General features: G+C 31.9%; 13 protein-coding genes. 3 read left to right on the forward strand and 10 right to left on the reverse strand.

All coding sequences use genetic code 11. The features are described 5' to 3' along the window. The first annotated feature begins 209 nt into the window (after nucleotides 1-209). Nucleotides 210-617: a hypothetical protein gene (locus tag RMN92_RS13910; protein ID WP_309610055.1), complete on the forward strand. Its 408-nt coding sequence runs from the start codon at nucleotides 210-212 to the stop codon at nucleotides 615-617. A 102-nt stretch (nucleotides 618-719) separates the two neighbouring features. Here RMN92_RS13910 and RMN92_RS13915 read toward each other — a convergent pair whose 3' ends face one another. The 6 genes from RMN92_RS13915 to RMN92_RS13940 all read right to left on the reverse strand — a co-directional run bounded on the left by RMN92_RS13915 (nucleotide 720) and on the right by RMN92_RS13940 (nucleotide 8,351). Continuing rightward, entirely contained in the window at nucleotides 720-1,673 is a 954-nt protein-coding gene (locus tag RMN92_RS13915) for a leucine-rich repeat domain-containing protein (RefSeq protein WP_309610043.1), read from the reverse strand. A 75-nt stretch (nucleotides 1,674-1,748) separates the two neighbouring features. Then, complete coding sequence (locus tag RMN92_RS13920; RefSeq protein ID WP_309610044.1) at nucleotides 1,749-3,131, reverse strand: PQQ-dependent sugar dehydrogenase; 1,383 nt, start codon at nucleotides 3,129-3,131, stop codon at nucleotides 1,749-1,751. 12 nt (nucleotides 3,132-3,143) lie between these two features. After that, nucleotides 3,144-4,691, reverse strand: coding sequence for a T9SS type A sorting domain-containing protein (locus tag RMN92_RS13925; protein WP_309610045.1), 1,548 nt, complete (start codon nucleotides 4,689-4,691; stop codon nucleotides 3,144-3,146). Between the two features lie 85 nt (nucleotides 4,692-4,776). Then, entirely contained in the window at nucleotides 4,777-6,405 is a 1,629-nt protein-coding gene (locus RMN92_RS13930) for a mucoidy inhibitor MuiA family protein (protein ID WP_309610046.1), read from the reverse strand. 99 nt (nucleotides 6,406-6,504) lie between these two features. Continuing rightward, entirely contained in the window at nucleotides 6,505-7,680 is a 1,176-nt protein-coding gene (locus tag RMN92_RS13935; RefSeq protein WP_309610047.1) for a vWA domain-containing protein, read from the reverse strand. 23 nt (nucleotides 7,681-7,703) lie between these two features. After that, nucleotides 7,704-8,351, reverse strand: coding sequence for a murein L,D-transpeptidase catalytic domain-containing protein (locus RMN92_RS13940; RefSeq protein ID WP_309610048.1), 648 nt, complete (start codon nucleotides 8,349-8,351; stop codon nucleotides 7,704-7,706). 154 nt (nucleotides 8,352-8,505) lie between these two features. On the opposite strand from RMN92_RS13940, the gene RMN92_RS13945 reads away from it, so the two are divergent. Beyond that, nucleotides 8,506-10,332: a histidine kinase gene (locus RMN92_RS13945; RefSeq protein WP_309610049.1), complete on the forward strand. Its 1,827-nt coding sequence runs from the start codon at nucleotides 8,506-8,508 to the stop codon at nucleotides 10,330-10,332. A gap of 10 nt (nucleotides 10,333-10,342) precedes the next feature. Next, a complete protein-coding gene (locus tag RMN92_RS13950) occupies nucleotides 10,343-11,089 on the forward strand; it encodes a LytTR family DNA-binding domain-containing protein (RefSeq protein WP_309610050.1) in 747 nt (248 codons plus the stop codon). A 1-nt stretch (nucleotide 11,090) separates the two neighbouring features. Here RMN92_RS13950 and RMN92_RS13955 read toward each other — a convergent pair whose 3' ends face one another. The 4 genes from RMN92_RS13955 to RMN92_RS13970 all read right to left on the reverse strand — a co-directional run. Beyond that, nucleotides 11,091-13,052, reverse strand: a complete 1,962-nt coding sequence (locus tag RMN92_RS13955; protein ID WP_309610051.1) for a transglycosylase domain-containing protein — start codon at nucleotides 13,050-13,052, stop codon at nucleotides 11,091-11,093. Between the two features lie 19 nt (nucleotides 13,053-13,071). Continuing rightward, nucleotides 13,072-13,584 carry a hypothetical protein gene (locus RMN92_RS13960; protein ID WP_309610052.1) on the reverse strand — a complete coding sequence of 171 codons (513 nt, stop codon included), beginning with the start codon at nucleotides 13,582-13,584 and terminating at the stop codon, nucleotides 13,072-13,074. 124 nt (nucleotides 13,585-13,708) lie between these two features. Beyond that, nucleotides 13,709-14,167, reverse strand: a complete 459-nt coding sequence (locus RMN92_RS13965; protein ID WP_309610053.1) for a hypothetical protein — start codon at nucleotides 14,165-14,167, stop codon at nucleotides 13,709-13,711. Nucleotides 14,168-14,236: 69 nt separating this feature from the next. Next, nucleotides 14,237-15,070: magnesium chelatase domain-containing protein (locus tag RMN92_RS13970; protein ID WP_309610054.1), on the reverse strand; the 834-nt coding region annotated here is incomplete at its 5' end.

A 15,070-nucleotide genomic window follows, 5' to 3' on the forward strand; every position in this document is an offset into this window, starting at 1 on the left:
AGCTTTTTCAAGAAACACTATTTTTCTATACAAAAAACGAACTTCCGTTGGTCGTTGTTTTTTATCAAGAAAAATTAGAGTTTCTTATCAAAAGGCTTTTCGTTTCTATCTGGGCTAGGCATTATGATAAATTCAACCGAGCCCAAATTGAATTATTAAGCTACAATAGATGTTCAGTATATAATTTAAAAGGTTTAAAAATAGAAAACATGAAATCTGATATCAATATTCCAACCGTAGAAAACGTATTTTTAGCAGCCATTCCAGAATGGAGCGATGATTTTATGGACAAAATCTGGAACGTATATCTCATCAACGATAGCGATTTTCAGCTCGATGGCGTGATGCTGGTTTCCAAAGCATTCGGCACAATCGATGGTGAAATGAAAAAAACATCGTCATTGCGCCACGCATTTGTATCTGTAGCACCGATATCTGTAGTGAAAGTCGAAATGATTGAAAGCAGTGTTCTAGAATTGAACAATGAATTCATGGTTACCTATTTTATCGAAAATACTTTATATGACAAGAAATACATATTCAAAGCAAGAACAATTTCACCCAATAATTTGGAAGAAGTTCCCATTTTGTTTGTTGATGGTGTTATAGTTAGGTAAATATTATTGTTTTATAATCCTGCAAGGTCTTTTTTTACCTTGTAGGTATTTCCAAGGGCTTTTCATCAAACCTACAATGTCAAAAAAGACCTTGCAGGATAATTACTTCAAAGTAAGTTTTTTAGTTTCGTTAATTTTGATAATGTGTTTTACTTCTTCAGATTGACCGTATTCCAATTTAACCAAAAATAAATACAACGATTCAGGAATAGTACCCAATGTGTTGCCACCAAGGTATAATTCTTTTAAATTTACTAAACTTACAATTTCGTATGGGAGTGTTGTTAATTGATTGTCGTCCAAATCTAGTTTACACAAACCTGACATTTTACCTAATTCAGGAGATAGTTTTTTAACTAGATTTTTCTCAATATTCAAAGTTTTTAGTTTAATGAGTTTACCTATTTCCGATGGAATAACTTCAATTTTATTGTCGTTTAAATTTAAAACCGTTAGATTTTTCAAATTTCCAATAGTATTTGGAATGATTTGAATTTTATTTTTTTCTAAGTTTAAAATGCTTAATGACAATAACTTTCCAACTTCTGCTGGAATAACTGCTATTTTATTATCAAACAAATTCAAATCGGTCAATTTAGACAATTTCTCTATTTCCAAAGGAATTTCTACAATTTGATTGGTACTTAAATCTAATTTTTTTAGTTTAATCAGATTCGAAATATTCGGAGATACCGATTCCATTTTATTTCTCTGAAAATCCAACCTTTCCAAACTTGTAATTTTGCAAACTTCCACTGGAAATCGTAAAAATAAATTATTATTCAGATACAACTCTTTCAATTTGGTCAATTTAGAAATTTCAATAGGAAGTGATTGTAAACTATTGTTGCTTAAAAAAAGCTTTTCAATATTTACAAATCGACCAATTTCCGCAGGAAGCTTTCCTAATTTTTTATTGGATAAATCTAGCTCTTTAAAACTTTCTGGGTTTTTCGCATTGAGAATTTCAACAATATTTTTGTTGATTTGTGCGCTTACGGGCATAAGCATACAAGCAAACAACACTGTGAACAGTGAATTTTTGTAGGTTTTCATTTTCGATAAGATTAGGGATTACAAATATATAAAAATTTCCTAAACTTTTGAAAATGACGAAGTTATTTTAATAATTTATTCAATTAATAATTTATGAGTTGTACTAACTTCTTGATTGTCTTTGATATTCATGATATACAAACCCGAAGACAAAAGGGCTGTATTTATAATATTTCTTTGAATATTTTGTGTTTGTTGTGATAACAATAATTTGCCATTTACATCAAAAATGTTTACTTCTGTTGGATAGCTTTCAGACGATTTTTCAATATAAAGTTCATTTTTGGACGGATTTGGATAAATTTTATAATTATTTTTATCAAAATTTGCAACACCTAGTGAGCTATCGGTAATTTTATAAATTGTACCATTTCCTATATCGCCAATAAAAAGCTCTCCCACGTTATTTTCTCCGAATGTAACAAAACTGCTACCTGGAAAATCTTGAGAATATGTCAATGAACCAGCAGAATTAATGATTCCAATTTTTGCATTGCACACATCTGTGAATAAATATTTTCCTTGCAAGTTTGGGTAAGCAGATCCAGTGTACACATAACCGCCTGTAACAGAGCAGTTTTCTGGATGTAATGGAGTTGCAATGGCAGTGTAAGTTGCAGATTGGGCTACACAACCAGAAGTGTTGTAAGCAGTATTTCCTTCGTAACATCTCCAACCAAAATTTACAGTATTAGGAAGTGGACTTGGAATTTTATTTACTTCTTCAATAGCGTTTTGACCAACATCAGCAATCCATAAATCGCCATTCAATCTATTAAAAGAAAATTTCCATGGATTTCGCAATCCAATAGCCCAAATTTCATCGTTTCCAGCCACACCAACATAAGGATTTGTTGGCGGAATGGTATAAAATGGTGAAACTGTCGAGTTTACATTAATTCGAAGCATTTTACCCAAATTGCTATTTATATTTTGCGCATAATTTTGAGGATCTCCCCCATTTCCTCCATCGCCCATTCCAATATATAGATAGCCGTCTGGTCCAAATTTTAAACTCCCACCATTATGGTTGGAATAAGGTTGGTTGATAGTCATTAAAATAGTTGCAGTTGTATTGGCTACATTGGGACTTGGATTTGAACCAGTTAAAGTAACTGTATATTTGGCAATAACTGTGTTTCCAGCGGTGTTTGTGTAATTTATAAAAAAGAATCCATTATTGGCATAATCAGGATGAAATGCAAGTCCCAGTAAACCTCTTTCTCCACCTGTACTAATTAAGGGCGAAACATTTAGAAATGGAGTAGCATTTATAGTTCCATTTGAATTTAAAATTTTAATATTGCCGCCTTGTTCTACAATAAATAATCTTGAATCGCCAGCATGTGTTATTTCTAATGGGCTACTAAAACCAGTTCCAAAACTTTGTAAAGCAATTGTTTGAGAAATTACAAAACTACTTATTAGCAATAGAAAAATATTTAATAAACTTTTCATAATCAGCGTTTTTTAATTGATAATCATTTTTTTGGATTTGGTATAATAATCAGATTTTATGGTGTAAATATATTCGCCTTTGGTCAATAATTTGCTTTTCATGGATAAGACATGTTTTCCCATGGAGAAATCTTTATTGGTTACTTCGTAAACTTCTTTGCCAGACAAATCGAAAATTTTTATGGAAACTTTGCTGTCTTTGTATAATTTGAATGAAAAATAAGAATCTTCACTCGCTGGATTTGGATAATTTGTAATTACATTTTCATCGATATCATCTTTATCATATTCTTCATTTCCTAAAGAACTTTGAGAAATCAAGGCAGTCCAAACGCTGGTATCACCGTTATCCATTCTTGCCCAAATGGGTCTTATGACACCATTGTGAGCAGTAATATTGGTATAATCTCCAAAAAATGGACCATTAACAGGTAGGAAAGAATTGGTGCTTATTTTTGTATTGGTAAATGTTACTCCGCCGTCTGTGGAATGTGCCAAATAAACATCGGTTGTATCATCAGTATAATTTCTTCTGTCGTAAAAAACGATGTAAATATAGCCAGTGGTTTGATCTATTGTCATCCAAGATAAAAACTGATGCTTTCCAACTCCATCATTATTTACTTTTAATGGTGTGCTCCATGATGTTCCGCCATTGGTAGATTTAGAAATAAAAATATCTGTATCATTGACACCATTTCTTTGATCTGACCAGTTGACATATATATTTCCATTATTTGCAGTTCCGCTTCTATCGCAGGCTGTTATTGGCAAACCATTGGAACGATCTAATCCTGGAATAACATAATCCCATCTGTTTATTGCCGAAATAGTAGTTTCTGTTGCCGACCATGTAACTCCCTGATTTAAGGATTTTTTAAAAACCAATCCGTTTGGACCTGACCAAGAAACATACAATTCGCCATTTGGACCTACAGTTGGAACGGCGCCTTCTACGGTATCACTTTGGTCGATACAATTTCCATCGACACTATTAATTTTCAAAGCTGTTGACCAAGTTGCGCCAAAATCTGACGATTTAGAAAAACGAATATTAGATTTATCCGCGGGATTTGAACTTCCATAAGAATCAAATTCTGTCCAGGTTACATAAATATTATTGGTGTTGTTGTCAAAAACCGCCCATTGTTTGTCTTGCTCTTTTGATCCGTTAAGTCCCATAAAAGTTCCTGTTGACCAATTGGTTCCTAAATTAGTGGTTTTTTGACATACAATTCTATCTATCCAGCTACCGCCAGTTGGTGGGTTTGATAAATGAAAAAAATAAAAGTTGTTGTTATTGTCGCAAATAATGGCTGGATCTCCCCAAACTCCATAAGTTGAAGTCAAGACGTTTCTTGTCCAAGTTGCTCCTGAATCATTGCTTTTATAAACATTGTTTAAATTGCTACCAGCAATAAGTTGGTTGGTGTTGTTTGGATTGATGCATATTGATGGCTCATTTGGGAAATCGACATTGCTTATCATAATGTTTTGTTGCGCAAAACAATAGCTAAATGATAAAAAAAATAGGGCGAAATGTAGTTTTCTGAAAATCATAATTTATAATATTGATTTGTAAATTTAAAAAAAATAGCAACCATTTCTAGTTGCTATTTGATTATTTAAGATTTTCTTAACTATTTTATAAGTTTCCAATAACTTGATCCTTAGGATATTTAACTCTATAGCTTATTCTAATTTTTTTAGTTTCGTTGGCTTTGATTTGGAGTTGCCAAGTAAGAATTCCAGTTTCGGTATTTATTTTTGCATTGTCGCTTTGTAATAACTCTATCTCAATTTCTTTGTCTGTACTTAGCGGATATTGGTCTTTTAACAGCAAATCGATATTTTCTTTTTTGTTGTTTCGAACGGTGATGTCAAAAGTAAAAGTCTGTTCTTTTTTTGAAGATAGGAACTTAGTTCCAGATTTATCAACTACTTTTTCACGTTTTATGGATACTTTTTTGTCGCGACCCATACTCAAATTTAAAGTGTCTGCCGTTTGCGATGGATTGATAGTTGTTTTTCCCACATACATTCCTTCAAAAATAATATTGGCTTCGCCAGGCAGCAAATTGTATTTTGAGTAATCGGCAATTTCAGCTAACAAAAACGCTTCTTTTTCAACTTTTGGTACCGCATAATATTTGTATGATGCTGGAAGTTTAATATCTTTTAAAGCCACACTGTGCACTTTGCCGTTAGACAAAATATCATAAGGAATATCAATATCAAATGAAACGTTGAGTTGGTTTTCTGCTACGGTTGTATATTGAGAAATCGACTTTTTAACTATTGGTGCAGAAACTGCATCATATACTGCTTCAACTTGAACGCCAGCAGCTCTTCCTTGTAGTTGATTTTGCAATTTATTCTGATTATATCCATAAACATTTTGACTTTCGCCATAGCGTAAAAACCAACTACTTAATAATGGTGCCTGATTGTTTTGGTTCGGGTTTCCAGAAGACAATGTCAGCTTGACTTTTTTCCAATCTATGCCAGTATTTTGAATTACTTGTGCTTTGTACAACATATTAATTGGATCTTTCACATTTTCGACTCTCAAATCATAAAACGGATTCCAAGTCGCGATATTTGATAAATACGATATTTCCAAAGGCACATTTCCAGCCAATTCATTCATTACCTGCACAATTAATTTTCCAGACGATGATTTTTCTTCTTTACTGGTATCAATTTCTAGTTTGTTATTTAGTTTTTGAAGTGTTTCATTCAATTTCACTTCTTTTTCTGAAAATGCATTTACATTGTTGGACAACTCGGTACGTTTTGCTTTATAATAATCGACCATTTTCATTAGTTCCAATACATTTAAACCTGAATTTATACCCGCTACTTGTTGGTTTTTATCTAATAATTCTAAAGTTTTTGCCTCAGAATTTTTAGCATTTGCTACTTTCAATATTTCTTTTTGAACCAATTTGATGCTGTCTCGAACTTTTTTGATGGCTGGCGATTTGTCATCAATTTCATATTCAGAAATATAATCCTTTGTGAATTGCACCGAAAGCACTGTTAAGGTGGAAGGCGCACCAATTTGAACTGAACTTTCATTTAAATCGTTGGCTACGTTTTTGATTACAATTTCACTTGTACCAATGGGAATTGTCACCGATGTGGTTTGCGAAATTTCGGCAGCATTAAAATAAACAGTAGCCGCTTTGACTTTTGCAGTTGTAAAAATTGGTTTTTGTGCAACTGCAATTATTGAAAATAAACTTAATAAAACGGGGAGTAATTGTTTCATATGAACTTTTTTAAAAATATAAATTTAGGATTTTTTACCGCTAATTCACTAATTTTTATTTAGAATCCAAAAAATTAGCAAACTAGCGGTAAAAGCCTTTTAATTTTCAACAGTATATCCTTTCAATTTTGCAAAGGAAACTATTGATGTGCTTATGGCATTGCCCAAATCGTCTTGTTTTTTTGTTTTCTTGGCCTCTGCATCAATGTAAGCTTGGCGTTTTTTGGCCAATTCAGCAATTTCTTTTTGAATGGTTTCGCGCTCTTTACTTTTAGTGGCAACAATTGCTTTTATTTCTTCTTTGGTTTTACTTTGCAATTCTGCTGGAAGTTCTTCTTTTTTGAGTTTATCAATAGCCGATTTATCATCTTTCATTTTATCCACCAAATCCCAACTGTCATTTTTATAAGCCGATTTGGACTTGCTTACAGCTCTAGCCGTCATATTGGCTGACGAAATCGTTTTGGCATTGTCATCTTCTTTTTCTTGGCTGCGTTTTTTTTCATAACCTCTAGAACCGTAATTGATGTAAGTTGTATTAATTCTGTCATTGTATCTTGTGATTTCAACATCATACGGCGTGACAATATATTGTACAACTTTATTTGAATCGATATTAAAAAATTTTCCTTTGCCATAATCTGCACCATCTTTCCAGTGTGTGTTTACGCCTTCGGTTTGATCACCACAAAAAATAGTATTCACATAAATATTGTTTTTCAATGCATCTGAAATGGCTTCTTTGTAATTAATTCCGCCTTGATTGAATGCTTCATTTCCACAAACATAAATCAATTTCATATTGTTATTGTCTTTTCCCCAAACCAAATTTTTAGTTGCATCTTGAATTACGGCACCACAATATTCATTGCCTCCATTAGTTCTCAGCGTGAATAATTTTTCGGAAATTAAATCTAAATCTGTCGAAAGTGGTGTTACTTGACGAATGTAATTGGCTTCTGCCGAAAGACCATCGTTACCATATTCATACAATGAAATTTCAATGTCTGGTGTTTTTCCATTGTATTTTAAGGTAGTCAATGTATTTACGATATTCCAAAGGCGCGATTTTGCTTGTTCTATCAAACCATCCATACTATTGGAAGTGTCGAGCAAAAGTGCGACTTGAATTTTGGTACTACCATCGGCAGTTGGTGTTTCAATGGTTGGTGTTTCTACCTCATTATTAACTATTGGTTTAGCATTTGAGTTTTGGCAACTTGCCAATGAAATTGCAGTTGCTAAAATTGTTGTAATAAAAATTGATGTTTTCATATATTCTATGTTTTTAATTTTTGTTAGTAATAAATGTTTAATATTATTTTCTTTTTTGAATTGTCGACTATTTTCTCCATTCGATTGTAAAATTTTTCATTGACCATTGGGCAACCGAAACTATTGCAAATAGGATCAACTTGTTCTTCATACGGCACAGATGAATACTTGTGCAACACTACATTTCTATCGAAAGCATTGCTATTTGTAGCGTCCAATCCAAATAATTTATAAGCTTTTCCGAAACTGCCAATATATGAATGGCCAATAGAATATTTTCCTAACGAGGTGCAAAGTGAATTGTTTACGTTGCTAAATTTCAATTTTCCTTCTACCTCAGTTTCAGAACCAGAACCATGAGCAACCAAACCCTGATCTACTAATTTATTGGTTTTTAAATCATAAATAAAAAAGCGGTTTTTACCAGAATGAATTTTCATATCAATAAAAAAAGCAGTTTCATTATTGAATTCGGAATTTGTTTTGATACTTTTTTTGATTTCATTTACTTGAATTTTCAATCTTTCTTCAGTAGATTTATTAGTATTCAATGGCAAGTGTTTTGTGTCTTTTATGTTTGTACCAAATGTTTGAACATTTATCATGTAAGCCAAAACAGTTAGTAAAACGGTTACACCAATTCCTAGTACTATTGTAGTTTGTAGTTTCAAAGTTTACAGATTTTAAAAGTTTATGAGTCAAAATTATTCAGATTGTCATTTCAGTTTTTGTAAAAATGGTGAAACTGGCTTTTCACTTGGTGAAACTGTTTGTATTTGCTTTTTTAATTGATTTACTTTACATTGTTAAAATAAAGATTTGAAAATGCGCTTACTATCATTATTTATCGGTTTGTTATTTTTGTTGCTATTGCTTCCTCAAGAAGTTTTGGCACAAGATTCTATTAAAAAATTTAAATCGAAGAAAGTATCCAAAATGAGCAAAGCTGCTGACGAATTAAAATCTTCATTAACTGAAAACGACGAACTCAAAATCGCAGCTGGATACGAAAAAATTGCAGCTGAATTTAAAGCCAAAGGCGATAATGCCAAAGCAGAAGAATATTTAAAGAAAGCACAAGCTATTTATGCTAAAAAAAATGTGCCTGCAAGCAATGCTGTTGTTACTAGAAGTTTGGCAAAAAGTCAAGAATCTCAAAATAAATATGATGATGCTATAAAAAGTTATGAAGCAGCAGGATCTATATCTGATAAAAAAAATGAAGAAAAAATAAATTATAATGATGCCGAAAGGTTAAGAAATGTAGCCAGCCCAAGAGCCCAAGCTGTTTTGGCGAAAGAAAAAATCCAGCTATTAGAAAAAGACAACAAGGCTGAAAAAGAAGAAGTTTCAGATGCCTACAAACAACAAGCAGAAGCTAGTTTCAAACTAAAAAATAGCGATGAAGCGATACAGAATTATAATAAAGCTATAGTATATGCCAAGGATAAACCTGAAGAAATTATTAAAATTAAAAATGAAATTGCCAAAGTTTATGTAGCCGAAAATTCCTTTGAAAAAGCTATTTCCATAAACCAAAAATTATTAACGGAAGCCGAAAATAAAAAAGATTTTGACACTCAAATTTCACAACTTCAAGAATTGTCCTCTATTTATTTTAAGCAAAATAAGCCAGAAGATGCATTAATGCTACTTAAAAATGCTTACAAAATGGCAAATGAAAACGGCAAAACTGCCGAAGTTAAAACTACGATATCAAAATTATTACAATATTATAAAACCAGTAACAACGACAAAGAAAGTATGGCTTTGTATGCAGATTTTTTTAAGAATTTTGATCAATTAATTCAAAATGATACTACTTTGATTGATGCCAAAACGTTTCAAATTACCGAAGAAAAAATCAAACAACTCGAAAAAGAAAAATCACTAAAAGACGAATTAATTACTAGAAAAAACAAGTTTAATTATGTTTTAATTGGTTCAATGGCATTGCTATTATTGTTTTTAGGACTTATTGCAAAAGCACTATTTTCAATTAAAAGAAAAAATAAAGAAATTGCTTTACAATCGTTGCGAAGAGAAATGAATCCACATTTTATTTTCAATAGCCTCAATAGTGTCAACCAATTTATTTCGCAAAATAAGGAATTGGAAGCCAACAAATATTTGACCAATTATTCCAATTTGATGCGCTCGATGATGGAAAATTCCAATCGCGATTTTGTGACACTTTCAAGCGAAGTAGAGCAACTTAAAAAATATTTAGATTTGGAACATTTGCGTTTCCAAGATAAATTTGATTTTAAAATTATTGTCGATGAAAAAATTGATTCAGAAACCACTTTTATTCCCAATATGATAATTCAACCACATTTGGAAAATGCCATTTGGCACGGTTTGCGTTACTTAGAAAACAAAGGATTACTGCTTTTAAAATTTGAATTACAAAATAAAAAATTAGCAGTAATTATAGACGATAACGGTATAGGTTTAGCCAAAAGTCAAGAACTAAAAACCATCAATCAAAAAGTGCACATTTCTCGAGGAATGAACAATACAAATGAACGAATTGCTTTGTTGAATGATTTGTACCGAAAAGAAATTACATTTCACATAAGTGAAAAGAAATTCCCTCAAACTGGAACAATCATTGAAATTAATTTCCCTTTGATGGATAAAATGCTTTGAAAAATTAGCCATGAGTTTACAAAAAATAAAAAGCGTTATTGTCGAAGATGAGCTAGCTGCTCGAGAAGTACTCAAAAATTATTTGGGCAAATATTGTCCGCAAGTAGAAGTCATTGGCGAAGCACAAAACATTAAAGAAGCCGTTCCCCTATTGCATGATTTACGACCACAACTGGTTTTTCTAGATGTAGAAATGCCTTTTGGAAATGCTTTCGACGTGCTTGAAGCCTGCAAAGATTTGCAATTTGAAACCATATTTGTGACCGCTTTTTCAGAATATTCATTGAAAGCTTTAAACCAAAGTGCTGCTTATTATTTGCTCAAACCAATAAGTATCGAAGAGTTGATTGTGGCAGTAAATAAAGTACACCAACAAATATTGAATCATGAAATTTTTAATAGAAACAAAATTATTGTCGAAAATTTTAGAGAAACCAAACCAGAGAAACAACAAGTGATTTTGCCAACATTGGAAGGCTTTGAAGTTGTGAAAATGGAAGAAATTGTTCGTCTTCGTGGCAACGGAAATTTTACAGATATTTATTTGCAAAACGGCAATAAAAAAATGGTCTGTCGTTTTTTAAAACATTTTTCAGATATTTTACCACTCCCTTTTTTGCGTGTTCACAAGTCGCACATGGTTAATTTAAGTTTTGTGAAATCATACAACAAAGGCGGATTTTTAACCCTAAACGACAATTCAGAAATTGAAGTTTCTGCAACTTACAAAGAAGATTTTTTACGAAATTTTAAGTAAGTTATTCAAACATCGGTTCTTCTACAATAACGGTATCTCTAAAAATAGTGTCTCTTTCTTTCAAACGCAACAAACTTCTGGCTCTGCCCGATATATAGATAGGTGCTTTTTGTCCAATAGTATCTTCCGGAGTTAACAATCCACGACGAAACATTATCTTGCTAATTAATTCTTGTTGCCTGTCAGCGTTTGATTTCTGGTTTCCTAAATCATCAAATTGGTACATGAATTTTTTAGGCTTTGGCACAATCGAAGCCAAAAATAAACATTCTTTAAGCGTCAAATCTGCTGCTTCTTTTTGGAAATAAAATTTCGCAGCTTCGCCAATTCCGTAAACATTTGGTCCCCATTCAATCACATTAAAATACACCTCGAGCATGCGTTCTTTGCTTGCAATTCTATTATTTTCAAGTATATAAACCAATAATATTTCTTCTAGCTTTCGCGAAAGCGTTTTTTCGCGAGTTAAAAATACATTTTTGACCAATTGCATACTTATCGTACTGGCTCCACGAGCAAAACGTTTGGCGCTTACGTTTTTTGAAATAGATTGTTTGAATGCTTCTGTAATAAAACCACGATGTGACATAAAAGATGGATCTTCGCAAGTCAAAACACTTTTTTGCAAGTATGGTGAAATTTGATTTAATGGTGTGTAAAACGGATTTTGCTCTCCAATATAAACGGGTCTTTGTCTTCTTCCATTTTCTATGGCTTGATAGGTGAATTCTGAATTTAATTTATTCAAATTGGCATCACCATATTTTGATATTCTGAGCCCGTGTTTATTGAATTTACTATTGAAAGTAAGTCGCCAAGGTTTATCAATATTTATTTTGAAAGCCAAATTATAATCAAAATCGCCTTCTGCTTGCATGCCTTGAAAATGTGAAAATAAACCATTGGGCAAAGAATTGATAAAATCTTGTGCTTTCATTCTTGGAATAGAAGCTTTCAAAGTATAAACCCTATCTTTTTCAGTATTGTATTCTACGTAAGGATTTAATTTTATGTTGTTGATAATGACTTGAGAATTTTCTTTTAAAGAAATAAAATCGCTACCAATTAAAAGCTTAAAATCCACAGATCCTTTGTTGAAAACCACATCTTTTTTAGCAATTCTTGGATTGTTTATGGTTAGATTTTCTACCGATGTAAAACCATCAATACTCAATTCCCCGAAACTCATGTCTATATTATCAATCTTCAAATGTAGGTTGTCAAAACTTGTCGAAATATTGAATTTGTCTTTAATGTATGGCAATTGAATCTGGGTTGTATCGCTATTGGTAATTTTCAAATCGGCTTTTATATTTCTTGGATCGGCAAGTCCTTTAATATTCCACTTTTGGGTAAATGAATTGGTTTCTACATGCAGCGAAGTCAACAGTTGTTGGTTTTTTAATTCTAATTTATCAGTTCTCAATATTGTTTTTTTGCCCATATCATCAATTCGAAGGGCAATATTTTGCAATTCCATTTTTGCAGGAACATAGTTTAATAGTTTGGTTATTAAGCCATAGGCAGATTCTGCATAGTCTCTTTTTTCAATTGTGTCATTATCTGTTGTTTTTGATTTGAGAAAAGCATCATAATTATTTCCATTTTTGCCTTTCACCAATTGTACAAAACCATTTTTGAGTTCTAGATTTTCAATTTGTACATTGCCAGAAATCAATTCAAAAAGATTGACTTTGGTTTTTATATTTTCAATAGAAATTAAAGTATCTGCGCCACGAGGAACTATTGTAATTTCTGACATTGAAAGTCCGGAAAAGCCTTCAAAATTGGCTTTTTTTATAGAAAATTCGGCATTATAATCTTGGCTAAATTTTTTTTCAACCTTGGCAATACCTTCTTTTAAAAGTGTATTTCTAAAAAAATAAACCGAGATAATGGCAACAACCAACAGCATTAAAATGAATAATAAAAAGCGAAATATTTTCTGTTTATTGATTTTCATTATTCAATTTAAAATGAGATTATTTCAGCGAATCTACTAAATTTTCTACTTCCATTTTCTGTTTTTTGTATTTTGTTTGCAAAATTGAATTTTCGCCCATTTTTCTGTAGTAATCCAAGGCTTTGGTAGCAAAAAATATTTTTTGATGTTTTGGAACATCAGGAATTTGAGGATATGTTTTATGAAAAAGCATTTCATAATAAGCTTGCCATTCGCGTTCGTTTCTGTCTTCCACAAATTGTCCTTTTACTTTTTGAGCTACATGAATCATTTCGTGAGCAATCAAATTGAGCATTAAAACAAATTCAAATTCAAAAGTATTTTCTGGAATTCTTATGATTTGCATTTCGCCAAAAACGCCTTCGGTAGTCATTAAAATATAATCGGCATTGGCTTTTTCGCGCAGTTCAAAACCTTTAAAATTGGAATGTTTTATTCCGTATTGTTCAATGGCATAATGTGCAGCCTGAATGGTTTCGCCTAGTTCGTGAAAGATATTAATAATTTGATTAATTTCTTGGTAGGATTTCATATCAAGTAAAGATAAAAACTTTTAAAAAGCTTATAAAATAGAGAGGCTTTATTTTTGTCGACTGAGATTAACAATTAAAATTCATAAATAATCACTGTCATATGATTTAAACTATGAATCTGAATCAAAATCTCTTTCTAGACTTAAGAATCTCTTTTGCCCTATCAACTGCTAAACAACATATATTCCCAAAACTATCATCGTGTAAATGTTTTTGATAGGCATTTATAAAATTAAAATAGGCATTTCGGGCTACGGGATGATTTTTAGCTTCTAATAAAATATCATAAGAAGAAATTCTGTAATTTTTGGCGAATATTTTATTTACAAAATTTTTAAGTTCTTGATCGGGCACGTAAACCTCATTACTAAGAGTTTTAAATTCTTGCTTTTTTTTCTCTTTTTCTTCAGGAGTTCTCCAATCAAAAAAGCTTTTAACCAATCCTTGTTTCATTGCATCATAATCTTCCTGTCTTTTAGCTGGAAATGCCATTCTACTTGATCCTTTCTCATCTCTTGCATAAAGCCAAAACTGTTTTTTTAATTTTTTCTTCTCTTTTCGAGGCAATCGAAATTTACTCATAACTACGAAAATTATAATTATCAATCTATTTTATAAAAACAAATAGTGTTAGAAGCTATTACTGTAATTTTATCCAAACAATATACTCACCACATCTTCAATTTTAGCTACCAATTGAATTTTAATTCCTGTATTTTTCAATGAAATTTTATTGTATTTGGATACAAAAATGGTCGAAAAACCTAATTTTTCGGCTTCTTGAATGCGTTGATCTACACGATTTACAGGACGAATTTCGCCTGAAAGTCCCACTTCGCCAGCAAAACAATAATCCTTATGAATTGGAATATCTTCGTTTGAAGATAAAATAGCGGCTACAACTGCCAAATCAATCGCGGGATCGTCAATAGAAATTCCGCCAGTAATGTTCAGAAAAACATCTTTAGTTCCCAAACGGAAACCAGCTCGTTTTTCTAAAACTGCCAAAATCATATTTAATCTTTTGGCATTATAACCCGTTGTACTGCGTTGCGGCGTTCCATATACTGCTGTAGAAACCAAAGCTTGAATTTCGATCATTAACGGTCGCATACCTTCCAATGTTGAGGCAATGGCAGTTCCAGAAAGCTCTTCGTTTTTATGTGAAATTAATATTTCTGATGGGTTTGACACTTCTCGCAAACCTGAACCTTGCATTTCATAAATACCAAGTTCGGCGGTAGATCCAAATCGGTTTTTTAAAGATCGTAAAATTCTGTACACATGATTTCTATCGCCTTCAAATTGCAAAACAGTATCTACCATGTGTTCCAGTATTTTTGGACCAGCAATACTTCCATCTTTAGTAATATGACCAATTAAAATGACGGGCACATTGGTTTCTTTTGCAAATTTTATCAGTTCGGCAGTAGTTTCACGTATTTGCGAAATACTTCCTGGTGACGATTCTATATAATCTGTATG

The sequence above is a fragment of the Flavobacterium sp. genome, from assembly GCF_031363805.1.
In the GTDB taxonomy this organism is placed as follows: Bacteria; Bacteroidota; Bacteroidia; order Flavobacteriales; family Flavobacteriaceae; genus Flavobacterium.